Consider the following 22,521-nt stretch of genomic DNA (forward strand, 5'->3'; position numbering starts at 1 on the left):
GCTTGCGTGACAGACGACGAGGACCTTTTGCGATGCCCTGGCAAACCCTGCTGGAAACCCGAGACCGCCTGCCGGCGGGCCACCTGGACGATTGGTACGCCGCCCTGCTGGAGCGGGTCGGCGACGCCGGCCCCTTCGCCCTGGCGGTGCTCGGCGGGCGCCTGGCCGCCACGCCCGGGCTGGCCTTTCTCGCCGGCTACCAGGGCGCCCTGCGCGCGCTGTGGCCGGCGGCGCCGCGCAGCCTCGGCGCGCTGTGCGTGACCGAGAACCGCAGCACCCGCCCGGCGGACCTGCAGACCCGCCTAAACGGCCTGCACCTGTCCGGGCGCAAGGACTTCGTCACCGCCGCCGAGGCGGCCGACTGGCTGCTGGTGGCAGCGCGGGTGGACGCCGACGAGGCCCCGCGCCTGGCCGTAGGCGTGGTGCGCAGCGGTGCACCGGGCGCGCGCCTCGAGCCGCTGCCGGCGCTGCCGCTGATGCCGGACATCGGCCACGCCCGCCTGCACCTGGACAACGTGCACTGCGAGTTGCTGCCGGGCGATGGCTGGGACAGCTACGTCAAGCCGTTCCGCAGTATCGAGGACCTGCACGTGCTGGCCGCCATCGCCGCCTGGTTGTACGGCGTCGGCCAGGACGGCGACTGGCCGCGCGACCTGCGCCTGCGTCTGCTCGGCCTGCTCGCCGGCTGTGCCGAGGTGGCCCGCCACGGCGCCGCCGAGCCGGCCAGCCACCTGCTGCTGGCCGGCCTGTTCGCCCAGTTCCAGGCCCTGCGCCCGCAGCTGGACGCCGCCGTCGCCGCCGGCCCGCAGCCCTGGGCCGCGATGTGGGCACGCGACTGCAATCTGCTGGAGCTGGCCCGCACGGCCCGCGAGAAGCGCCTGGAAAAAGCCCACGCAGCACTGCAGCTGTAGGGTGGATCGCGCTTCATCGATCCACCGCGCGGGCCATGGCGGATGAGCAGAGCGTCATCCGCCCTACGTGGCTGGAGCTGGCGCGCACGGCCCGCGAGAAGCGCCTGGAAAAAGCCAACGCAGCACTGCAGCTGTAGGGTGGATCGCGCTTCATCGATCCACCGCGCGGGCCATGGCGGATGAGCAGAGCGTCATCCGCCCTACGTGGCTGGAGCTGGCGCGCACGGCCCGCGAGAAGCGCCTGGAAAAAGCCAACGCAGCACTGCAGCTGTAGGGTGGATCGCGCTTCATCGATCCACCGCGCGGGCCATGGCGGATGAGCAGAGCGTCATCCGCCCTACGTGGCTGGAGCTGGCGCGCACGGCCCGCGAGAAGCGCCTGGAAAAAGCCAACGCAGCACTGCAGCTGTAGGGTGGATCGCGCTTCATCGATCCACCGCGGGGGGCCATGGCGGATGAGCAGAGCGTCATCAGCCCTACGTGGATGGAGCTGGCCCGCACGGCCCGCGAGAGGCGTCTGGAAAAAGGCCGCGGCACTTCTGCTCTAGCGGCCCGGCCTCTCCCGCAGCAAGTGGCGCTAACCTCGCCGCGCTTGACCCACGTCAGTATGCGCAATCGCCCATGGCCCTAAGCTCGCCGCGCGTTTTTCCTCCGAGGTATCCATGCGCCGCGAGCCCATCGTGCTGTTCGATAACGGCACCCACCAATGCCTGATGTTCGATGACCTAGTCAGCGGCGAAGGCGTGCAATCCAACCAGTTCCTCATCATCGATCACGAGCAGTACCTGTTGCTCGATCCGGGCGGTGACCTGACCTACACCCCGCTGTCGCTGGAGCTCTCCAAGCACATCCCGGTGCAGGCGCTGACGTACATCTTCGCCTCGCACCAGGACCCGGACATCATCGCCTCGCTGGACAAGTGGCTGCTGCACACCCGCGCCCGGGTGATCTGCTCCAAGCTGTGGGCGCGCTTCCTGCCGCACCTCACCGCCAACTACCTGTCGCTGAGCCACGGCATCTGCACCTACGACCGCATCATCGCGCTGCCGGACCGCGGCCAGTCCATCGCCCTCGGCCGCTGCCAGCTCAAGGCCGTGCCGGCGCACTTCCTGCACTCGGTGGGCAACTTCCAGCTGTACGACCCGGTGAGCAAGATCCTCTTCTCCGGCGACATGGGCGCCTCCATGGTCGACGACGCCAGCCCGGTGCAGGACTTCGCCGCCCACGTGCCGAACATGGCCGGCTTCCACCGCCGCTACATGGCCAGCAACAAGGCCTGCCGCTTCTGGGTGCAGATGGTGCGCGAGATGGACGTGGCGATGATCGTGCCGCAGCACGGCCGGCCTTTCGTGGGCACGGAGATGATCAACGCCTTCCTCGAGTGGATCGAGCAGCTCGAGTGCGGCCTGGACCTGATGACCCAGCAGGACTACCGCCTGCCGGACTGAGCCGCCGGCCGCGAGCCGCTTCGTGGAGATCGGCTCGCCGAGCGGATCACCCGCAGACTCTGGCGTGATCGGCGCTGTTTCCCGTCACGCTTGCCGTGCTAGCGTCGGCTCCTTTTGAACTGCGAGCGAGCCCGATGCCCCTAGCCCTATTGCGTCGCACCGTCCTCGCCGGCTGCCTGCTGGCCGCCGGCCCCCTGGCCGCGGAAACCTGGCCGATCCCCGAATGGAGCAGCCAGCCGGCGGCCGCCAGTCCGGCCGTGCAGGCGCTGGACGATTACGCCTTCGCCCCGCGCGACGATGCCGCCCGCACCGGCGTGCGCAGCGATGCGCTGCTGGTGATCCGCGACGGCGTCATCGTCCACGAGCGCTACGCCGCGCCCACCACGGCGCAGACCCCGCATCTGACCTGGTCGATCAGCAAGAGCCTGTTCGCCAGCGTGCTCGGCGTGGCCTACGGCGAGGGCCACTTCAAGCTGGACGACGCGGTGGCTCAGCACTACCCGCCGTTCGCCGCGCACCCGGACGTGAAGATGGGCCACCTGCTCAACTGGGCCTCGGGCCTGGCCTGGCAGGAGGACTACGAGTACGCGCCGCTGAAGTCCTCGGTGGTGGCCATGCTCTACACCCGCGGCCGCGGCGACATGGCCGGCTTCACCGCCGGTCATGCGCTGGACGCGATTCCCGGCACGCGCTTCCGCTATTCCAGCGGCGACAGCAACGTGCTGGGCGCCAGCCTCAAGTCGATGGTCGGCGAGCAGGCCTACGCCGACTACCCCTGGACCGCGCTGTTCGAGCCGCTGGGCATCGCCTCGGCGGTGTGGGAGCGCGACGCCAGCGGCACCTTCGTCGCCTCGTCCTATGCCTACATGACGGCCCGCGACTTGGCCCGCGTCGGTCTGCTGATGCAGCGCGACGGCCGCTGGGGCGAGCGCCAGCTGTTGCCGCAGAGCTGGGTGGCGTTCAACCGCACGCCCTTCGCCAACTACCGGCCCGACCCGCAGCAGCCGGGCGATGCCGTGCCCGGTGGCCAGTGGTGGCTCAACGCGACGCTGGAGGGCGCGAGCAAGCCCTGGCCGGATGTGCCGGACGATGCCTTCGCCGCCCTCGGCCACTGGGGCCAGGCGCTCTACGTGCTGCCGGCGCAGAAGCTGGTGGTGGTGCGCTACGCCGACGACCGCGACGCCAGCTACAACCACAACGAACTGCTAAAGCGCGTGCTGGCCGCCTACGGAGAACAGCCATGATCCGGCGTCGTCCCCTGCTGTCCGTATTCCTCCTGCTGCTGGCCGGGCTGGTGCTGCAGGCCTGGCTCAACCGCCTCCACCTCGCCGCCTTCCCCGGCATCATCGGCGCGTACACGGCCAAGGAGTACTGCTCCTGCCGTTACGTCAGCGGCAACCCGGCCGAGTACTGCGCCGCCTACGTCGAGCAGTACGTGCCGATCAGCACGTTCCACGACGACGCCGAGCGCAAGCGGGTGACCGCCTCCGGCATGGGCAGCAGCCAGACCGCAGCCTGGCTGGGCCCGCGCCAGGGCTGCCAGTTGCAGGAGCAGGCCGATCCCCTGTGATCGGCCCGCCACATCCGGCAACCGCTCGGCGTTTGGCAAGGCCTTGGCGGCCCGCTATCGTGGCGCTCAAACCGCAATGCACGTGAGCCCATGGCCAGAATCCTTCCAGCCCTTGCCGGCGTCCTGTTCGCCACCTGCCTGGCCCTGCCGGCGCAGGCCGACTGGTACCTGGACAACGAGTCCTCGCGCCTGTCGTTCATCTCGACCAAGGCCGGCAATCTCTCCGAGGTGCACCGCTTCCTCACCCTGCACGGCACCATCGACGAGCAGGGCGCCGCGCGCCTGCGCGTCGAGATGGACTCGGTGAGCACCGGCATCCCGGTGCGCGACGAGCGCCTGCGCGACCTGCTGTTCGCCACCGAGCAATACCCCGACGCGCGCATCATGGCGCAGATCGACCTGGCGCCCATCACCGGCCTGGCGCCTGGCGCGCAGCTCGAGATCCGTCTGCCGATCCAGGTGGAAATCCGTGGCCGCAAGCACGGCTACATGACCGAGCTTTTGGCCACGCGCCTGGACGACCGCCGCTTCCAGGTGGTGACCCTGGCGCCGCTGGTACTGCACGCCGAGCACTTCGGCCTGCAGAAGGGCATCGAGGCCCTGCGCGAGGTTGCACGGCTGGACAGCATCAGCCTGTCGGTGCCGGTCGGCGCCGTGATGATCTTCACCACCCGATGAACAACGGCGCGATCTTCCCCTGGAAATCCGGCAACCGCTTCGAGTTGCTGGTCGACGGCCCGGCCTTCATGCCGGCCATGCTGGTGGCGATCGCCCGCGCCGAGCGCCGCGTCGCCCTCGAGCTGTACATGGTCGAGGACGGCAGCTGTTGCGATGCGCTGATCCAGGCGCTGATCTCGGCCGGCGAGCGGGGCGTCGAGGTGCAGTGCCTGTTCGACGATTTCGGCTGCCTCAAGCTCAGCCGCCCGGCGCGCGAACGCATGCTCGCGGCGGGCGTGCAGCTGCGTCTGTACAACCCGATTCGCTGGCGTCGCGGCCTGCACAACCTGTACCGCGACCACCGCAAGATCCTGCTGATCGACGAGCACAGCGTGTTCGTCGGCGGCGCCGGGGCCACCGACGAATTCTGGGATGCCGATGCGCCCGAGCACTGCTGGCACGAGGTGATGGTGCGGGTCGAAGGGCCGCTGGTGGCGCACTGGCGGCAGCTGTTCGACCGCCAGTGGCTGGCCTGCGAAGGACGCCGTCCGTGGAAGCTGGGCCAGGGCCAGGGGCTGGACCACCTGCCGCCGATTCCGCCGGTGGGGCAGGGCCTGGGTCGCCTGGCCTACGCCAGCGCCAACCAGCACCTGGACATCGTCCAGTCGCTGCTGCGCAACATCAGTCGCGCCCGCCAGCGCCTGTGGCTGGCCACGCCGTATTTCCTGCCGAGCTGGAAGGTGCGTCGCCACCTGATTCGCGCGGCCCGGCGCGGTGTCGAGGTGCGCCTGCTGCTCACCGGACGCAACACCGACCACCCGCCGGTGCGCTATGCCGGCCAGCGCTACTACCCGCGCCTGCTGCGCGCCGGCGTGCGCATCTTCGAGTACCAGCCACGCTTCCTGCACCTGAAGATGGTGCTGGTCGACGACTGGGTCAGCGTCGGCTCATGCAACTTCGATCACTGGAACCTGCGCTTCAACCTCGAGGCCAATGTGGAGGCGCTCGACCCGGGCCTGGCCCAGGCCGTGTCGGAATGCTTCATCGACGACTTCGAGCACAGCCAGGAAATCACCCTCGACGATTGGCACAGCCGCCCGCTGCTGCGCCGGCTCAAGCAACGCCTGTGGGGTTCGCTGGATCGTCTGGTGGTGAACCTGCTCGACCGACGGCGTTGAGTTCACCGGGTAGACCGTTGGTGCGCACGGCGCACCCTACCTCGAGTGCGGTGATCGCCAGCAGCACGCGACTGCACCGGCGCTGCCGAGGGTACGCCGTGCGCACCGCTGGCGCAGCTGCTACACCGGCTCAAGCAACGCCTGTGGGGTTCGCTGGATTGCCTGGTGGCGAACCTGCTCGACCGGCGGCGTTGAGTTCACGGGGGTAGACCGTTGGTGCGCACGGCGCACCCTACCCGGAGTGCGGTGATCGCCTGCGGCATGAGGCTGCCCTCGTCGCTGCCGTAGGGTGCGCCGTGCGCACCGCTGGCGGCTGCGCGTACTCCGATTCTCAATCGGCCTGGATCGGCCACACCCCGCCATCCGCCAGGGCATACAGGCGGCGCCCCGGCGCGGCGTCGACCTGCATGCCGCCGGTGAAGGCGCCGAACGCCGGCAGCAGGCACAACCGCTCGTCGAGGCTGAAGCACGGCAGGCGCAGGCGCTGGCGGGCGCGGCCGCGCAGCAGGCAGACCGGGTGCACGTGGCCGGCCAGCACCGGGTGGCTGGGGTGCGGCGTGGGTTCGTGCTGCAGCGCGAAGGGGCCGAGCAGGTAGGGCTCGGCGACGACGCGGATGTTCAGCGTGGCCGGCGGATCGCCCGCGCTGCGGTCGTGGTTACCGCGGATCAGCAGGATCTCCAGCTCGCCATGCCGCTCGCGCCAGGCCTGCAGCGCCGCCAGGGTGGCCTGCGTTCGGGCGTGGCGGGCATGCAGGAAGTCGCCGAGAAAGATCAGCTGCCGGCACCCATGCCGCGCCAGCAATGTGTCCAGGCGTTGCAGGTTGTCGCGGGTGGTGCCGCTCGGCACCGGCTGGCCGAGGGCGCGGTAGGCCGCGGCCTTGCCGAAATGGATATCGGCAATCAGCAGCGCCTGGCCGGCGGGCCAGTACAGCGCCTTGTCGGCCAGCAACCACAGCGCGTGGCCGGCGAACTGTACGGGGAGGGCGGGAATCGGGGCGATGTTCGGGCTCCTCCTGATCGATCAGCCGGCGCGCTTGGCCCGCGGCCGGCCGTCCTTGCCCTGGCGCGGTCGGCGTTCCCGCGGACGCTCCCGCTCGACCTGCGGTTGCGTGTCGGCCTGGTAGGCACCGGGGCCGGCCGCCTTCTCCAGTTCGGCGAGCATGCGCGCGATGCGGTCGGCGAGTTTCTCCGAGCTGAGGCTCTCGCGAAAGCGCTCCACCAGCAGCGGGAAGGCCAGAGGCGTGGGCCGGCGCACCTCGCGCCATTCGATGCGCTGGCCACGCAGGCGGCGCAGGCAAAGGCGCAGCTGGGCCACGTCCAGCTCCTGGCTCAGCACCTCCTGCTGGGCCTGGTCCAGCAGCAGGTTCTGCGGGTCGTACTGGCGGAACACGTCGAAGAACAGTCCGCTGGAGGCCTGCAGCTGGCGTGCGCTCTTGCCCGCGCCGGGGTAGCCGCCGAACACCAGCCCGGCAATGCGCGCGATCTCGCGAAAGCGCCGGCGTGCCAGCTCGCCGGCGTTGAGGCTGCCGACCACATCGTGCAACAGGTCGGCCTCGTCGAGCAGGCTGCCGTCGAGCAGTGCCGACCAGTCCACGGCGCCGGCCGAGAGCAGCTCCAGCCCATAGTCGTTGATGGCGATGGAGAAAGTCGCCGGCTGCCGCTGGCCGAGTCGCCAGGCCAGCAGGCTGGCCAGGCCGAGGTGCACGTTGCGCCCGGCGAAGGGGTAGAGGAACAGGTGCCAGCCCTCGCGCGAGCGCAGCGTCTCGGCCAGCAGGGCGCCGGGCGCGGGCAGCGCCGACCAGTCCTGCTGGACCTGCAGCAGCGGCCGCAGCAGCTGCATTTCCGGGCCATCGTAGCGGCCCTCGGCGGCGGCGCCGAGGCGCTCCACCACGGCGTCGGCCAGCTCGCTGGACAGCGGCATGCGTCCGCCATTCCAGCGCGGCAGCGCGGCCTTGCGGCCCTGGGCGCGGTTGACGTAGGCGACCATGTTCTCGACCCGCACCAATTCCAGCAGGCGCCCGGCGAACAGGAAGCAGTCGCCGGGGCGCAGGCGCGCGATGAAGCTTTCCTCGACGCTGCCCAGCGAGGCGCCGCTGCCGCCCTTGGCCCAGAATCTCACGGCGATGCTGGCGTCGCTGACGATGGTGCCCAGGCTCATGCGATGACGCCGCGCCAGGGCGGCGCTCGGCACGCGCCAGACGCCGTGTTCGTCCGGCTCCACCCGCCGGTAATCGGGGTAGGCCGTGAGCGAGTGGCCGCCGTGGCGGACGAAGGCCAGGGCCCAGGCCCACTCGGCCTCGCCCAGTTCGCGGTAGGCCCAGGCGCCGCGTACCTCGTCGAGCAGCTCGTCGGGATGGAAGCCGCCGCCCAGGGCCATGCTGACCAGGTGTTGCACCAGCACGTCGAGCGGCTTGTCCGGTGAGCGGCGTCCCTCGATGCGCCCGGCGGCCACCGCGTCGCGCACGGCGGCGGCCTCCACCAGCTCCAGCGCATGGGTCGGCACCAGGCTGATGCGCGACGGGCGGCCTGGCGCGTGGCCGGAGCGGCCGGCGCGCTGCAGCAGGCGCGCCACGCCCTTGGCCGAGCCGATCTGCAACACTCGCTCCACCGGCAGGAAGTCCACGCCCAGGTCGAGGCTGGAGGTGCACACCACGGCCTTCAGGCGCCCCTCCTTGAGCCCTAGTTCGACCCAATCGCGCACCTCGCGCGACAGCGAGCCGTGGTGCAGGGCGATCAGCCCGGCCCAGTCGGGACGGGCCTCGAGCAGCGCCTGGTACCAGACCTCGGCCTGCGAGCGGGTGTTGGTGAACAGCAGGCAGGCGCCGCTGTGTTCGACCTCGTCGACCACCTGCGGCAGCATGCGCAGGCCGAGGTGTCCGGCCCAGGGGAAGCGCTCGATGCCCGGCGGCAGCAGGGTGTCGATACGCAGGCTCTTGTCCTGCTTACCCTGCACCAGGCGACCCTCGACGTTGCCCAGCAGCACCTCGCGGGCATGCGGCAGGTTGCCGAGGGTGGCCGACAGGCCCCAGACGATCAGACCCGGGTGCCAGCGCCGCAGCCGCGCCAGGGCCAGTTGCAGCTGCACGCCGCGCTTGTTGCCGAGCAGTTCGTGCCACTCGTCCACCACCAGCATGCGCAGGCCGGCGAAGCGCTCGCGGGCGTCCGCGGCGGTGAGCAGCAGGGTCAGGCTCTCGGGCGTGGTGATCAGTGCGCTGGGCAGTCGCCGCGCCTGGCGGGCGCGTTCGCCGCTGCCGGTGTCGCCGGTGCGCAGGCCCAGGCTCCAGGGAATCGCCAGCTCGTCCAGCGGCGCCTGCAGGGCGCGCTGGGTGTCGGCGGCCAGGGCGCGCATCGGCGTGATCCACAGCACGGCCAGCGGCGCGGCGGCGGGCTGGCGCTTGCGCGGCTGACCACCGGCCGTGGTCGCCGGCGTGGGCCGGGCGAAGGCGTTCAGCGCGGCCAGCCACACCGCGTAGGTCTTGCCGGAGCCGGTGGTGGCGTGCAGCAGGCCGGACTCGCCGGCGGCCACCGCCTGCCACACCTCCTTCTGGAAGGGAAAGGGCTTCCAGCCGCGCGCGCGCATCCAGTCCGAGGCCAGGCTCACCGCAACAGGTCCTGCAGATGCGCGAGGGTGTCGGCCTCCTCGACCGGCTTGTCGTGGCGCCAGCGCAGCATCCGCGGGAAGCGCACGGCGATGCCGCTCTTGTGCCGCTTGGACAGGGCGATGCCCTCGAAACCCAGCTCGAACACCAGGGTGGGAGTGACGCTGCGCACCGGGCCGAACTTCTCCACCGTGGTCTTGCGCACGATGGCGTCGACCCGGCGCATTTCCTCGTCGGTCAGCCCCGAATACGCCTTGGCGAAGGGCACCAGGCTGCGCTCGCTGGCGCCGGGCGGGCCGTCCCAGACGGCGAAGGTGTAGTCGGTGTAGAGGCTGGCGCGGCGGCCGTGGCCGCGCTGGGCGTAGACCAGCACGGCGTCGACGCTGAACGGGTCGACCTTCCATTTCCACCAGATGCCCATGTCCTTGGTGCGGCCGACGCCGTACAGGGCGTCGCGCGCCTTGAGCATCATGCCCTCGACGCCCAGCGCGCGGGACGCCGCGCGTTGTTCGGCCAGCGCCTCCCAGCTGCCGGCCTCGAGCCGCGGCGAGCACATCAGCCGCGGCTCGGCGCAGGCGGCGACCACCGTTTCCAGCCGGGCGCGGCGCTCGTGCTGCGGGCGGTTGCGCCAGTCCTCGTCCTGCCACTCCAGCAGGTCGTAGGCCAGCACCGCGGCCGGCACCGTCTCCAGCAGCTTCTTGCTCAGGGTCTTGCGGCCGATGCGCTGCTGCAGCAGGGCGAACGGCTGGATGCCGTAGCGCGGCGCCTGCTCGTCCTGCCCGTTCTGCTGGTCCGGTGGCGTCAGCAAAGCCTGCTGAGGCGGCGCCTGGTCCGGCGCGTGGAGCCAGGCCACCAGCTCGCCGTCCAGCACCGTGCCGTCGGGCAGGCGCTCGGCCAGCACCTGCAGTTCGGGGAAGCGTTCGCCGATCAATTCCTCGCCGCGCGACCACACCCACAGGCGGCCGTCGCGCTTGACCAGCTGCACGCGAATGCCGTCCCACTTCCATTCCACCTGCCAGTCCTCGACCGGGCCGAGGACTTCGTCGAAGCGTTCCACCGGCAGCTGCAGGGCGTGGGCGAGGAAGAAGGGGTAGGGCTGGCCGCCGCGCTGGGCGTGTTCGTCGGCGGACTCGGCGGCGATCAGCCGCAGATAACCCGCGGCGGTGGGGCGATGCGAGAGGTCGGTGTAGCCGACCAGGCGCTGGGCCACACGCTTGGCATCCAGCCCGGCCAGGCTGGCCAGTGCGCGGGTCACCAGCAGCTTGGACACACCGACCCGGAAGGCGCCGGTGATCAGTTTGATGCCGACCATCAGTGCCTGGCGGTCCAGCTGCGCCCACAGCGGTGGCAGGCGCTCGGCCAGCTCGGCGGGCGGCAGCCCGCGCAGGGGCAGCAGGCGTTCCTCGACCCAGGTGGCCAGGCCTTCCTCGGACAGATGTTCGGACTCCGGCAGGAGCAGGGCGATGGTCTCGGCCAGGTCGCCGACGGCCGCATAGCTCTCCTCGAACAGCCATTCCGGGAGCCCGGCGGTGGCCATCGCCAGCTCGCGCAGTTGGCGCGTCGGCACCAGCTGGCGCGGCCGGCCGCCGGCGAGGAAATACACCGCCCACGCCGCATCGTCCGGCGGGGCGCTGCGGAAGTAGTCCTGCAACGCGGCCAGCTTGGCGTTGCTCGAGGTGGTGGCGTCGAGCCGCGCATAGAGCTCGGCGAAGGCCTTCACGATTCGCTCTCCGTGTCGGCCGGGGTTTCGTCCTCGTCGCCGTATTCGGTGTCGAAGCCCTGGGCGTCGAGGCCCCGCTCGCGCAGGTGGCGCACCAGCACGGCGACCGAGCCGTGGGTGACGAACACCCGCTCGGCGCCGGTCTGCTCGATGGCCCACAGCAGGCCCGGCCAGTCGGCATGGTCGGACAGCACGAAGCCGCGGTCCACGCCGCGCCGGCGGCGGGTGCCGCGCAGCATCATCCAGCCGCTGGCGAAGGCGTCGCCGTACTCGCCGAAACGGCGCATCCAGCTGCTGCCGCCGGCAGACGGCGGCGCGAGGATCAGCGCCTGGCGCAACAGCGGATCGTTCTTCGCCACGTCGCCGGCATACAGCGTCGGCGGCAGCGCCACGCCGGCGTCGCGGTAGACCTGATGCAGCGGCTCCATCGAGCCGTGGCCGAGGATCGGCCCGATGCTCGCGTCGATGCCGTGGAGAATGCGCTGGGCCTTGCCGAAGGCATAGCAGAACAGCACGCTGGCGCGGCCGGCGGCCTGGTTCTGCCGCCACCAGGCGTCGATCTCGGCGAAAATCCGCGCCTGCGGCTGCCAGCGGTAGATCGGCAGGCCGAAGGTCGACTCGGTGATGAAGGTGTGGCAGCGCACCGGCTCGAAGGGCGCGCAGGTGCCGTCCGGCTCGACCTTGTAGTCGCCCGAGGCGACCCACACCTCGCCGCGGTATTCCAGGCGCACCTGGGCCGAGCCGAGCACGTGGCCGGCCGGGTGCAGGCTGAGGGTCACGCCGTGGTGCTCGACGCGCTCGCCGTAGCGCAGGGCCTGCAAGTCGATGTCGCGGCCCAGCCGCGCATGCAGGATGCCGGCACCGGGTTCGGCGGCCAGGTAGTGGCCCATGCCCGTGCGCGCGTGGTCGCCGTGGGCGTGGGTGATGACCGCCCGCGAAACCGGGCGCCAGGGGTCGATGTAGAAGTCACCGGGCGGGCAATACAGGCCCTCGGGTCGGGCGATCACCAGATCCATGGGGACTGTCGCTTCTGTCAGGGGCTGGTCTGGCTATGGACCGGTGCGGCGGACAAAAGGTTGCTCTCGCCGCCGCGCAGCGGCGAGGCGGGTCACTTGCAGAGCACGATCAGGCTGCGGCTGGAAAAGCCGGCGGGATTGAGGCCGAAGAGGAAGTCCGCGGGGTCGTCTTCGTCGCCCTGGTCTTCTCCGGCCCGGGCCAGCACCTTGTAGCCGGCTGGGCCGCAGGCGCGGGCGGCGCGCTCTTCGCAGCGCTCCCAGCTGGAGGTGAGTCCGGAACAGTTGATGTTGAGGCCTTTGCGGCCGCGTTTTTCGTATGTATTGGCAGTTGCGGAACAGCCGGCGATGAGCGCCAGCGCGGTCATCAGCAGCACAAGCCTATTCATTGCTTTCCCCACGGGCTTGTCTGTCTTAGGCGGCAGAGCCGCCCCCCTAGCAAGTGGTTCCGGCGGTGGTGCAGCTCTTGGTATCAGTCGCTGCTTGCACCCTGTCGTGACAGCGGAGCCGGAACGGTCGAGAAATAGCACAAAGAGGTGGCAGGGGCGAGACAAAAAAGTTGCAATTTGCCTGCAGGTTTTCCGTCGCTCGTTCGTCTTAACAGGGTAAGAGCTGTTCAGTGCGACAGCTTTCCCCCAGACTGACAAGACGTGGAAACGCACGCACAGGGAGAAGTGCCATGACCGCCGATGATCGCCAGCAACTGAAAGTCATGCTGCAGGGCGCCGGACTCAAAGTCAGCCTGGTCCGGCTGAAGATTCTGGAGGTGTTGCAACGCAACGAGCAGGGCCTGCGCTCGCGGGAACTGCACGAATACCTGCTGCAGGCCGACGAGCAGATTTCCGTGCTCAGCGTGCGCCAGGTGCTCAGCCGCCTGTGTTCCTGCCGCCTGGTGATACGCGACGACGACGGCCTGTACCGCCTGCAGTTGCAACGGCCGCAGGGCAAGCCGGTGGCCCTGGCCGGCTGAGGCCGTCCGGCAGATCGTCCGAACCCCGCCCGCCGCACTCGCCTCCAAACTCCAGGGCCAGACCTCTTCTGGCCGTGGAGGCGAACATGTCCATCGATCCCTACCAGCCCACCGAAGACCAGAACCCCCATTCGCCCATGCCGGGCAAGCCGGACCCGCTGAGTCCCGGCCGGGTCGATCTCGACCCCGAGCATGAGCCCGGCATCGACGAGTTGCCCGACAACGACGGGCAGCTGCCGACGAAGGAAGATCGCGGCGACATCGAGCGCGTCGTCGGCGACCCGGACCATGCCGAGCGTGACGGCGTGCCCAACCCGCGCTAGCCGGCCGTCGCCTTGTGCGGAACCTGGAGACATTTTGGCGTCAAAAAGCCGAGAACGAGACAGCCCCGGCAGGAGAACGATCAATGGACCAGGCCCGCATCACCCAGGAGGAGTTCCGGCTCGCCCGGCTCTCCGCCGAGGCGCATCAGGCGCTGATCCACTTCATGAACGAGACGCCGCGTCCCTACACCGCGGAGCAGCAGGCCGAGTGCGAGGCGCTCAGCCAGGCTGCCGCACGGGCGCGGGAGTCCTATCTGAAGGTGCGCCGTGCCGTTTCCAGCTGCGTTTCCCGGGACGTGCGCAACATCTGTTCGGCCGATCAGAGTGAGCCCCTGGCCAAAAGCGCTATTGCCTGATTCGCGCCGGGCGCCGATCCTGCGAGTCCGACCGTCTGCGGGCCCTCTCCGATGACCGACTGCCGCCCGGAAATTCCACGCCCCGTGCAGCGGCTCGCTGCCGGTGGCTGCCGTGTCGCCGTCATCAGCCGGCCTACGGCCCGCCGCGCGTGCCTGATCGTCGAGGTGGCCGCAGGCAGTCATGACGAGCCGGCTGCCTGGCCCGGCCTCGCGCATTTTCTCGAGCACGTACTGTTCCTTGGCGGCGAGTCGTTCGCCGGCGACCAGCGGCTGATGCCCTTCGTCCAGGCCTGCGGCGGACGGGTCAATGCCAGTACCGGCGCGCGTCTCACCGAATACCACTGCGAGGTGCCGGCCGAGCATCTGGAGGATGCCGCACAGCGCCTGATCGACATGCTCGCCCGCCCGTTGCTGCAGGCCGAGGCCCAGCGCGGCGAGCGCGAAGTGCTGCAGGCCGAATACCTGGCCCGCGGCGCCGATCCGCAGCAGCAGGGCCTGTGTGCGCTGCTCGATGCGCTGGCACCGGGACATCCCGCCCACGCCTTCGTCGCCGGCAACGGCGCCAGCCTGGCGCTCGAGCGTGATGAGTTCGGCGAAACCCTGCTGGCCTTCCACCGGCGCTGCTACCGGGCCGGCAACTGCCGCCTGATGCTGGTTGGCCCGCAGGACGAGGCGACGCTGCTGACACTCGGCGAGCGCCTCGCCGCGCAATTGCCCGCGGGCGCGGCCGATGGGCGTGAGGCGTCGCCGGCGCTGCTGCCGCTGCGTGCCCGCCACTGGCACCTGGGCCAGGCAGGCGCGCCACGGCTGTGGCTGGGGCTGGTGCTGCAGGGGCCGCGGGAGGGCTTTGCCGCCGCTCTGGCCTGGCTGGAGGAGATCCTCGCCAGCGATCTGCCCGGCAGCCTGCAGCAGCAACTGCGCGAGGCCGGACTGATCGACGGCTGGCAGACGCGCATCGCCTATCGCCATGCCGACCAGGCGATCCTGGCGCTGGAAGTGGCGCCGGTGGAGGACGACGACCGCGCCTGCGCCGACCTTCGCCACGCGCTGCTGGAATGGCTGGCCGCCTTCGCCGGCCAGGCGCCGTGGAGCGCCGAGCGTGAGACGCTGGCCGCCGAACGCCCCTGGCAGCTCGACGCCCTGGCACCGCTGGAGCTGGGACGTTTCTGGCTGCAGCACGGCGCTGCGTTGCCGGACGAGGCCGCGCTGGCCTGCCTGCAGGCGCTGCTGGTCGGTTGCGACGAGACGGCGCTGATCAGCGTGCGCGCCAGCGCCAACCTGCGGCCGGCGGCCGCCACCGTCTGCGGCTTCGCGCTGCACCTGGCGCCCGCCGAGCTGCCGCCCGCCTGGGCGCTGCCGGTGGTGCTCGCTCCACCGTTCAATCCCCTGCTGCAGGAGGTGCCCGAGGCGGCAAGCGAATGCCCGGCGGCACTGCGACACATCGAACACTCGGCGCAGCAGGCCACCTTGCTGCTGCGCTGGAGCTGGCCAACGGCGCTGCCCGGCGCTTGCGCACGGCTGCTGCAGCGGCGTTTGCTGGCACTGGCCGCCGCCGCCCAACGACTCGGCATGCGCCTGGTTGGCGAGGCGCTGGCGGGCGACTGGCAGTTGCGCTGCGAAGGCCCCGCACACTTGTTGCCGGCGGCGCTGCGGGCGCTGTTGCCGGCGCTGGCCGACAGCACCGGCGCGGAAGTGATCCAGGCCGCGCGCCTGCAGCGCCAGGACTGCGCGCGGCGGCAGGCGCAGATGCCGGTCCGCCGTCTGCTCGATCAATTGCCGCGGGCCGTGGCGGGCCTGGGCGAGGCGGGCGCCGACGAGGTGCCGGAGCACGCCGACGGCCTGTGGCAGGGCAGCCGCTGGCACGGCCTGCTGCTCGGCCCGGCGGGGCTGGCGTCGCGCCTGGCCGGGGACTTGGCGCGGCTGCCGGGACAGGGTGACGCCGCGCCGAGGCCATCGCCACCCGACACCGGCCGCGTCTGGCGCGAATACCCGCGCCCGGCCGACGGTGATCATGCGCTGCTGGTGTTCGCCATGGCCGCCGACGCTCAGCCGGCAACCGAGGCGGCCTGGCGCTGGCTCGGCCAGTGGCTGGCGCCGGCCTTCCACCGGCGCATGCGCGAGGAGCTGCAGCTGGGCTACGGGCTGTTCAGCGGCTTTCGCCAGGTGGAGGGGCGCGCCGGGCTGCTGTTCGCCATCCAGTCGCCGCACACCGACCCCGCCGCGCTGCTGGCGCACCTGGAGTCCTTTCTCGACCAGCAGTTGCAACGGCTCAACACCCTGTCGACGCAGGAGTTGAACGCCACCGCCCAGCCCCTGGCGGCGCGCCTGCAACCCGCGGCCATGGAGCCCGAGGCGCTGGCCGAGCTGCTCTGGCAATGGCGCCTGGCCCCAAGCGAGGCGCCACCCCAGGCGCTACCGCAAGCCGTCACGGCGCTGACGCCGGCGGCTGTAAGCCAGGCCCTCGCGGCGCTGCGCGAAGCCCGCGGCGGCTGGCTCGTCCTGACCCACTGATCTTCCCGCCGGACTCTTCTCACAACCCGTTCGCGCCGCCTGCGTGTCGGCGTACGACTTTGGTCCTCGCCTCACCTGGCGGTCGTACGACTTAAGCCTTGCGCCGCCGGCAGCGCTGGTTGCGGGCCTTAACTGTCGCGCCCTTGCACCCCGCCAAAGCACCGGGAAACCGCTGCCAAGGCAGCCTGTGGGCGCCGCCGGCCGCTTTCGATAATCGCCTCCGCCACGACTGCGACAGTCGTCCCTCACAGTGGAGAGCGAGATGAACAACAACAAGACCCATCGATTCCTGCCCCTGGCGCTGGGCGCCGCCGTCGCCTTGGGCGTGACCCAGCAGGCCGCCGCCGAGATCGTGCTGTACGAAAAGGACGACACCACCTTTTCCACCGACGGCTACATCAACGCCTTCTACGTCAACAGCGACGTGGACCGCGAGGGCGAGCAGTTCGACCGGCGCCAGTCGCGGGTGAAGATGGGCTTTCTGCCGAACTGGATCGGCTTCAACTTCGGCAAGCAGATGGACGACCTGAAGCTGGGCGGGCGTTCCTCGTTCTGGGTGACCATCAACGACAGCGAGACCAACGGCACCGACACCGCCATCGACGTGCGCCAGTTCTACGGCACCGTGGCCAACCCGGAGTGGGGCGAGGTGCTGGTGGGCAAGGACTTCGGCCTGTTCTCGCGTTCCAACATCTTCCTCGACGAACTGCTGGCCGGCTACGGCAACGTCAGCGACACCCTCGGCCTGGTGGACGGCAACGGCGTGTCCTTCGGCAACATCGGCACCGGCTATCCGTACCCGTTCCCGACCTCGCAGATCACCTACCGCAACGACCACCTGGCCGAGGGCCTGCGCTTCGCGGTCGGCATCATGGACCCGGTCGACACCAACGACGACAGCGCCGTGGGCAAGGCCTATCAGGAGCAGCCGCGCTACGAGTCGGAGATCAGCTACCAGTTCGGCGTGGGCGGCTCGACCATCTACACCTGGCTCAATGGCGCCTACCAGACCTCGGAGAACACCGACGACAGCGTCGACGAGGTGACCTCCAAGGGCCTCGGCTACGGCGTGCAGGCCAAGCTGGGCGGCCTGTCGCTGACCGCCTCCGGCTTCCAGGCCCAGGGCATCAATCCGTTCTTCACCAACAACCTGGGCGAGCCGACCCTGCGCGATATCGACAGCGACGGCTATCTGCTGCAGGGCTCCTACACCTTCGGCAAGAACCGCTTCGCCCTGTCCTACGGCAAGACCGAGGACGACGGCAACGGCCTGGGCGTGGCCGCCGACTACGAGACCCGTGGCATCGCCTACTTCCGTACCGTCAACGACAACCTCAAGCTGGTGGCCGAGTACAACCAGTACGAGATCGACGCCGCCGAAGGCAGCGGCCTGAACGAGGACACCGACACCTTCGCCGTGGGTGCGGTGGTCAGCTGGTGACGGCAACCGCGCATGCGTGACGCTCCCTTTCGGGAGGGCTTCGGCCCTCCCTTTTTCGTTTTGCGCGGGGGCATGGATTGGGGCACGGTGCAGCACGCGAGGGTAGGGTGCCCCGCGCACACCGATCCGACGGGCGCGGAGCATCGTCTGGTGCGCACGGCACCCTACGGTTGGACGAAGACGGTGTCTCGTTTGATGTACGCCCCGCGCTGGCAACCCACGCGGTGCGGGCCCCCTACTTTGGAACGAGGGGCTTCGCGACCCAAGTAGCATGGGGCGGGCGCGGAGCGCTGCCTAGAATGGCCGCGACGGCAACGGGGTAGACGGGGTGGGCCGATGCGGCGTGGAGAAACTGAAGACGTAGTCACGGCCGTATCCCATGCCCAGGACGGCGAGGCCGTGGCCCAGGACCTGGCCCGCCAGCTGATGCACCCGCACCTGGGCTTCGTGCTGTTCTTCTGCTCCGCCGAGTACGACCTGGCCGAGCTGGGCGCGGCGCTGCACGAGTATTTCGGCGGCATCCGCGTGGTCGGCTGTACCACGGCCGGCGAGATCACCCCGCAGGGCTACGGCCAGCGCTGCGTCAGCGCCATCGGCTTCGACCACCGCAGCTTCTCCATCGCCAGCGTGCTGATCGACCAGATGGAGCGCTTCAACCTGATCGACGCCCAGCAACTGGTCGAGCAACTGGTCGGCGAATGCCGCGGCAACGCTCTGGCACCGATCAAGGACCACTGCTTCGCGCTGACCCTGCTCGACGGCCTGTCCAGCCGCGAGGAGGTGGTGCTCGCCGCGCTCAGCGCCGCACTCGGCCACATTCCGCATTTCGGCGGCTCGGCGGGCGACGACAACCACCTCACCTGCACCCACGTCTACCACGACGGCGAGTTCCACAACGGCGCGGCGGTGGTCCTGCTGTTCAATACCCGGCTGGAGTTCGAGGTGTTCACCACCCACCACGTCGAGCCGCGGGCCGAGAAGTTGGTGGTGACCGCCGCCGACTCCGCGTCGCGGCGGGTGCTGGAACTCAATGCCGCGCCGGCGGCCGAGGAGTATGCCCGGCTGATCGGCGTGGCACCGAGCGATCTGGACATGCGCCTGTTCGCCGCCCATCCGCTGGCGGTGCGGATCAACGACCAGTACTACGTGCGCTCCATCCAGCAGGTCAACGCCGACGGCAGCCTGACCTTCTACTGCGCGGTGGAGACCGGCATCGTCCTCACTGCCATGGCGCCCGGCCCGTTGCTGCCCAACCTGCGCCAGCAATTCGAGCGCCTGCAGGCACGCCTCGGTGCGCCGCTGCTGACCATCGGCTGCGACTGCGTGCTGCGCCGCCTGGAGGTGTCCGACGGCAGCGCCATGGCCGAGGTCTCCGACTACCTGCGCGCGCAGCGGGTGATCGGCTTCAACACCTACGGGGAGCAGTTCAATGGCATGCACATCAACCAGACCTTCACCGGCGTCGCCATTGGCCGTCCCGGCGTCGGACTGCGCTGAGCTGCGCGCCCGCGTCGCCGAGCTGGAGGGGCAGAACGCGCGGCTACGCAGGATCAACGCGGCGCTGATCGAGCGGGTCGAGTCCGGCCATTCGCTGCGCTCGGACGGCTACGCCGCGTTCCAGCACTCGGTGATCCTGGCCGAACAGGTGCGCGAGCGCACCGACGCGCTGAACCAGGCGATGACCGAGCTGAAGTCCAGCAACCAGCTGCTGCGTGACGCCCGCCAACGCGCCGAGACCGCGCATCAGCACCTGATTGACGCCATCGAGAGCATCTCCGACGCCTTCGTGCTGTTCGACCGGGAGCAGCGCATCGTGCTGTTCAACAGCCGCTTCCGCGAGTTGTGGACGCGCACCCGCGCGCGCATCGGCAGCGGTACGCGGCTGTCGGAGATCAAGCGCCTGGCGGCCAGCACCGGGCTGATCGTCGAGGAGCAGCGCGGCCGCGGCGAGGGCCACACCATCTACCGGCTGATGAACGGGCGCTGGGTGCAGGTCAGCGAGCGGCCGACCCGCGAGGGCGGTCTGGTGATCCTCTACACCGACATCACCGAGCTCAAGCAGAGCGAGACCCAGCGTCGCGAGCAGGCCCTGGCGCAGAAGTCGCGGCTGCTGCAGCGGGCGGTGGACAACCTGTCCCAGGGCGTGGCGATGGTCAACGTCGAAGGCAGCCTGGAGCTGTGGAACCACCGCTTCCTCGAGCTCTGCGGCCTGGCGCCGATCGAGGCGCACCGGCCCTTCGCCGAGGTGATGGCCGAGAGTGAGCTGCGCCTGCTCACGCCGGACAGCCGCGACGAGCACGGCGCGCCGCTGCACGCCTGCGAACAGCGCCTGTTCGACGGACGCATGCTGGAAGTGCGCACCCATCCGCTGCCGGCCGGCGGCTTCGTCAACACCTTCACCGACATCACCGAACGCTTTCGCCAGGCCCAGCGGCTCGGCGAGAGCGAGCGCTGGGTGCGCCTGATCACCGACCAGGTGCCGGCGATGATCGCCTACCTCAACGCCGAGCTGGTCTACGAGTTCACCAACAAGGTCTACGAGGAGTGGTACCACTGGCCGCGCGAAGGCATGCTCGGCCAGAGCCTGCGCGACGTGCACAGCGAGGAACACTGGCGACGCCTGGAGACCTATGTCGAGCGCGCGCTGTGTGGCGAGAGCGTGACCTTCGAGATGGCCGAGACCAGCTTCGGCGGCCAGCAGCGCTACCTGCTGCGCTCCTACGTGCCGAACCGGCTGGCGAGTGGCGAGGTGGTCGGCCTCTTCGTGCTGGTCCGCGACGTCACCGAACAGCGCCGTACCGCCGAGGCGCTGCACCAGGCCTATCAGAACCTGGAGCTGCGGGTGCGCGAGCGCACCGCCGAGCTGACCACGGTGAACAGCCAGCTGCGCCGCGAGATCGACGAGCGCAGCCAGGCCGAGGCGCGCCTGCGCGAGGCCAAGCGCGAGGCCGAGCTGGCCAACCTGTCGAAGACCAAGTTTCTCGCCGCCGTCAGTCACGACCTGCTGCAGCCGCTCAACGCCGCGCGGCTGTTCACCAGCGCGCTGTTGGAGAAGACCCCGGCGGGTGAGGGCGGGCTGATCCGCAGCGTCAGCAATTCACTGGAGGACGTGGAGCACCTGCTCGGCACCCTGGTCGACATTTCCAAGCTGGACGCCGGAGTGATCCGCCCGGACCTGTCCAGCTTCGCCGTCGCCGACCTGCTCGACAACCTCGCCGCCGAGTTCCGCCAGCAGGCGGGCGGCGAGTCGCTGGAGTTGCGCTACCGGCCCAGCTCGGCCTGGGTGCGCAGCGACATCCAGCTGCTCGCGCGCATCCTGCGCAACCTGCTGACCAACGCCATCCGCTACACCGAGCGCGGGCGCATCCTGCTCGGCTGCCGGCGTCGCGGCAACGTGCTGTCCATCGAGGTCTGGGACAGCGGCGTGGGCATTGCCGAGGACAAGCTCGGCGAGATCTTCCAGGAGTTCAAGCGCGGCGACAGCCAGCGTCCGCACCAGGACCGCGGGCTTGGCCTGGGCCTGGCCATCGTCGACAAGATCGCGCGCATGCTCGGCCATCGCCTGCGCGTGGCCTCGCAGCCGGGGCGCGGCTCGCTGTTCGCCGTCGAGGTGCCGCTGACCCGCCGCAGCAGCGTGCTGCGCGCGCCGGTGCAACCGTTGTCGATGGAAGTGGAGCGGCTGCGTGGTGCACGCGTCTGGGTGCTGGATAACGACGCGGCGATCTGCGCCGGCATGCGCACGCTGCTGGAGGGCTGGGGCTGCCAGGTGGTCACCGCGCTGTCCGAGGACGACCTGGCGCGCCAGGTGGACAATTATCACGCCGAGGCCGATGTGCTGATCGCCGACTACCACCTGGACGACGACCGCGACGGCGTGCAGGCGGTCACCGCCATCAACGCCCGCCGCGCCGAACCGCTCCCCGCGCTGATGGTCACCGCCAACTACAGCAACGAGCTCAAACAGAACCTGCGCGAACTCGGCCACACGCTGCTGCACAAGCCGGTCAAGCCGATGAAGCTGAAGACCACCCTGAGCCATCTGTTGCAGCGGCGGGGGTGATTGGCCCCGGTGCGGCGAAGGGATCGGCCCGGTGTGCACGGCGCACCCTACGGCTGTTGTAGGGTGCGCCGTGCGCACCGATGAGGCCCTGCCGCTCGCCTACCTTTGACCTGCACCTGACCAACGCGTTTGTGTCGGGGATTGTGGGTAGGCGCAGACTCCCATGGTGCGCACGGTGCGCCCTACCGTGTCGGGTGCGCCTGCGACCGATTCATTCGCCGAAGCTCACTCCATCAGGCTCCTGCACTCCACCCCAGTCGGCCGGATACAGGCCCTGGCGAACCAGCCGGTGAAAGCTGGACCAGGGCCAGTCGGTGACCCGCTTCACCAAGCCATGCTTGACCGGATTCCAGTGCAGGTAGTCGAGGTGGCGCCGGTAGTCATGCTCGTCGCGGATCTGGTGTTCCCAGAATCATCGTTGCCACAACGGACTCTCTCGGCGCAGACGCCGGCTGAGACCCGTACCGCCTGGTAATGCCAGTGCCTGGCTGGTCCTGCGTTTGATGATCGACCAGCGCCTGGCGTAGTCCCGGTCATGGTCGGGGAGTTCCCAGATGCAGTGCAGGTGGTCCGGCATCAGCACCCAGGCATGGATGACGAACGGGTAGTGCCGGCGTACCCGCTCGATGGCCTGGCGCAGCGCCAGCCGTGCCGGGGCATCGATCAGCAGCGCGCGACGGTTCTCGGTGACCAGCGTGAAGAAATACAGCGAGCCATCCTGGCTGCGGCGGTAGGTGGACATCCTTGTCGTCCCGATAGTGGCGG

18 protein-coding genes and 1 pseudogene are annotated in these 22,521 nt (G+C 70.0%); 13 read left to right on the top strand and 6 right to left on the bottom strand.

Annotated elements, in window-relative coordinates; translation table 11 throughout:
• Positions 1-32 precede the first annotated feature (32 nt).
• The 6 genes from NF616_RS16915 (at position 33) to NF616_RS16940 (ending at position 5,763) form a co-directional block, all read left to right on the top strand.
• Positions 33-911 carry an acyl-CoA dehydrogenase family protein gene (locus tag NF616_RS16915; protein WP_252274475.1) on the top strand — a complete coding sequence of 293 codons (879 nt, stop codon included), beginning with the start codon at positions 33-35 and terminating at the stop codon, positions 909-911.
• 661 nt (positions 912-1,572) lie between these two features.
• Positions 1,573-2,358: an oxygen-binding di-iron domain-containing protein gene (locus NF616_RS16920; RefSeq protein ID WP_252274477.1), complete on the top strand. Its 786-nt coding sequence runs from the start codon at positions 1,573-1,575 to the stop codon at positions 2,356-2,358.
• Positions 2,359-2,492: 134 nt separating this feature from the next.
• A complete protein-coding gene (locus tag NF616_RS16925; RefSeq protein ID WP_252274479.1) occupies positions 2,493-3,602 on the top strand; it encodes a serine hydrolase domain-containing protein in 1,110 nt (369 codons plus the stop codon).
• Entirely contained in the window at positions 3,599-3,928 is a 330-nt protein-coding gene (locus NF616_RS16930; protein ID WP_252274481.1) for an amidase, read from the top strand. Before NF616_RS16925 ends, NF616_RS16930 begins: the two co-directional genes overlap by 4 nt.
• A gap of 90 nt (positions 3,929-4,018) precedes the next feature.
• Positions 4,019-4,606, top strand: a complete 588-nt coding sequence (locus NF616_RS16935) for a YceI family protein (protein WP_252274483.1) — start codon at positions 4,019-4,021, stop codon at positions 4,604-4,606.
• Positions 4,603-5,763, top strand: coding sequence for a phospholipase D-like domain-containing protein (locus NF616_RS16940; protein WP_252274484.1), 1,161 nt, complete (start codon positions 4,603-4,605; stop codon positions 5,761-5,763). The genes NF616_RS16935 and NF616_RS16940 overlap by 4 nt, the downstream gene beginning before the upstream one ends.
• Before the next feature lie 331 nt (positions 5,764-6,094).
• Here the strand turns inward: NF616_RS16940 and pdeM are convergent, their stop codons facing one another.
• The 5 genes from pdeM to NF616_RS16965 all read right to left on the bottom strand — a co-directional run bounded on the left by pdeM (position 6,095) and on the right by NF616_RS16965 (position 12,484).
• A complete protein-coding gene (gene pdeM / locus NF616_RS16945) occupies positions 6,095-6,754 on the bottom strand; it encodes a ligase-associated DNA damage response endonuclease PdeM (protein ID WP_252274539.1) in 660 nt (219 codons plus the stop codon).
• A gap of 30 nt (positions 6,755-6,784) precedes the next feature.
• The gene (locus tag NF616_RS16950) at positions 6,785-9,343 is read right to left on the bottom strand and encodes a ligase-associated DNA damage response DEXH box helicase (RefSeq protein WP_252274540.1); all 2,559 of its coding nucleotides are present in this window, start codon (positions 9,341-9,343) and stop codon (positions 6,785-6,787) included.
• Positions 9,344-9,360: 17 nt separating this feature from the next.
• Positions 9,361-11,082: an ATP-dependent DNA ligase gene (locus tag NF616_RS16955; protein ID WP_252274486.1), complete on the bottom strand. Its 1,722-nt coding sequence runs from the start codon at positions 11,080-11,082 to the stop codon at positions 9,361-9,363.
• Positions 11,079-12,098 carry a ligase-associated DNA damage response exonuclease gene (locus NF616_RS16960; protein WP_252274487.1) on the bottom strand — a complete coding sequence of 340 codons (1,020 nt, stop codon included), beginning with the start codon at positions 12,096-12,098 and terminating at the stop codon, positions 11,079-11,081. Before NF616_RS16960 ends, NF616_RS16955 begins: the two co-directional genes overlap by 4 nt.
• Positions 12,099-12,190: 92 nt before the next feature.
• Positions 12,191-12,484 carry a hypothetical protein gene (locus NF616_RS16965; RefSeq protein ID WP_252274489.1) on the bottom strand — a complete coding sequence of 98 codons (294 nt, stop codon included), beginning with the start codon at positions 12,482-12,484 and terminating at the stop codon, positions 12,191-12,193.
• Positions 12,485-12,774: 290 nt separating this feature from the next.
• Between NF616_RS16965 and NF616_RS16970 the strand changes: the two genes are divergently transcribed.
• The 7 genes from NF616_RS16970 (at position 12,775) to nahK (ending at position 21,756) form a co-directional block, all read left to right on the top strand.
• On the top strand, positions 12,775-13,065 hold the full coding sequence (locus tag NF616_RS16970; RefSeq protein WP_252274491.1) for a transcriptional repressor: 291 nt from the start codon (positions 12,775-12,777) through the stop codon (positions 13,063-13,065).
• A gap of 86 nt (positions 13,066-13,151) precedes the next feature.
• Entirely contained in the window at positions 13,152-13,388 is a 237-nt protein-coding gene (locus NF616_RS16975; RefSeq protein WP_252274492.1) for a hypothetical protein, read from the top strand.
• Between the two features lie 83 nt (positions 13,389-13,471).
• On the top strand, positions 13,472-13,744 hold the full coding sequence (locus tag NF616_RS16980) for a hypothetical protein (protein WP_252274494.1): 273 nt from the start codon (positions 13,472-13,474) through the stop codon (positions 13,742-13,744).
• A gap of 51 nt (positions 13,745-13,795) precedes the next feature.
• Complete coding sequence (gene pqqF, locus NF616_RS16985; RefSeq protein WP_252274496.1) at positions 13,796-16,255, top strand: pyrroloquinoline quinone biosynthesis protein PqqF; 2,460 nt, start codon at positions 13,796-13,798, stop codon at positions 16,253-16,255.
• Positions 16,256-16,517: 262 nt separating this feature from the next.
• Positions 16,518-17,696 carry a porin gene (locus NF616_RS16990; RefSeq protein WP_252274497.1) on the top strand — a complete coding sequence of 393 codons (1,179 nt, stop codon included), beginning with the start codon at positions 16,518-16,520 and terminating at the stop codon, positions 17,694-17,696.
• 336 nt (positions 17,697-18,032) lie between these two features.
• Complete coding sequence (gene nosP / locus NF616_RS16995; RefSeq protein WP_252274499.1) at positions 18,033-19,193, top strand: nitric oxide-sensing protein NosP; 1,161 nt, start codon at positions 18,033-18,035, stop codon at positions 19,191-19,193.
• Positions 19,126-21,756, top strand: a complete 2,631-nt coding sequence (nahK, locus tag NF616_RS17000; RefSeq protein ID WP_252274501.1) for a hybrid sensor histidine kinase/response regulator NahK/ErcS' — start codon at positions 19,126-19,128, stop codon at positions 21,754-21,756. Before nosP ends, nahK begins: the two co-directional genes overlap by 68 nt.
• Before the next feature lie 211 nt (positions 21,757-21,967).
• Here nahK and NF616_RS21460 read toward each other — a convergent pair.
• Positions 21,968-22,498: pseudogene (locus NF616_RS21460) on the bottom strand (REP-associated tyrosine transposase).
• Positions 22,499-22,521 lie beyond the last annotated feature (23 nt).

This window comes from Pseudomonas subflava, from assembly GCF_023823685.1.
Classification (GTDB): domain Bacteria; phylum Pseudomonadota; class Gammaproteobacteria; order Pseudomonadales; family Pseudomonadaceae; genus Aquipseudomonas; species Aquipseudomonas subflava.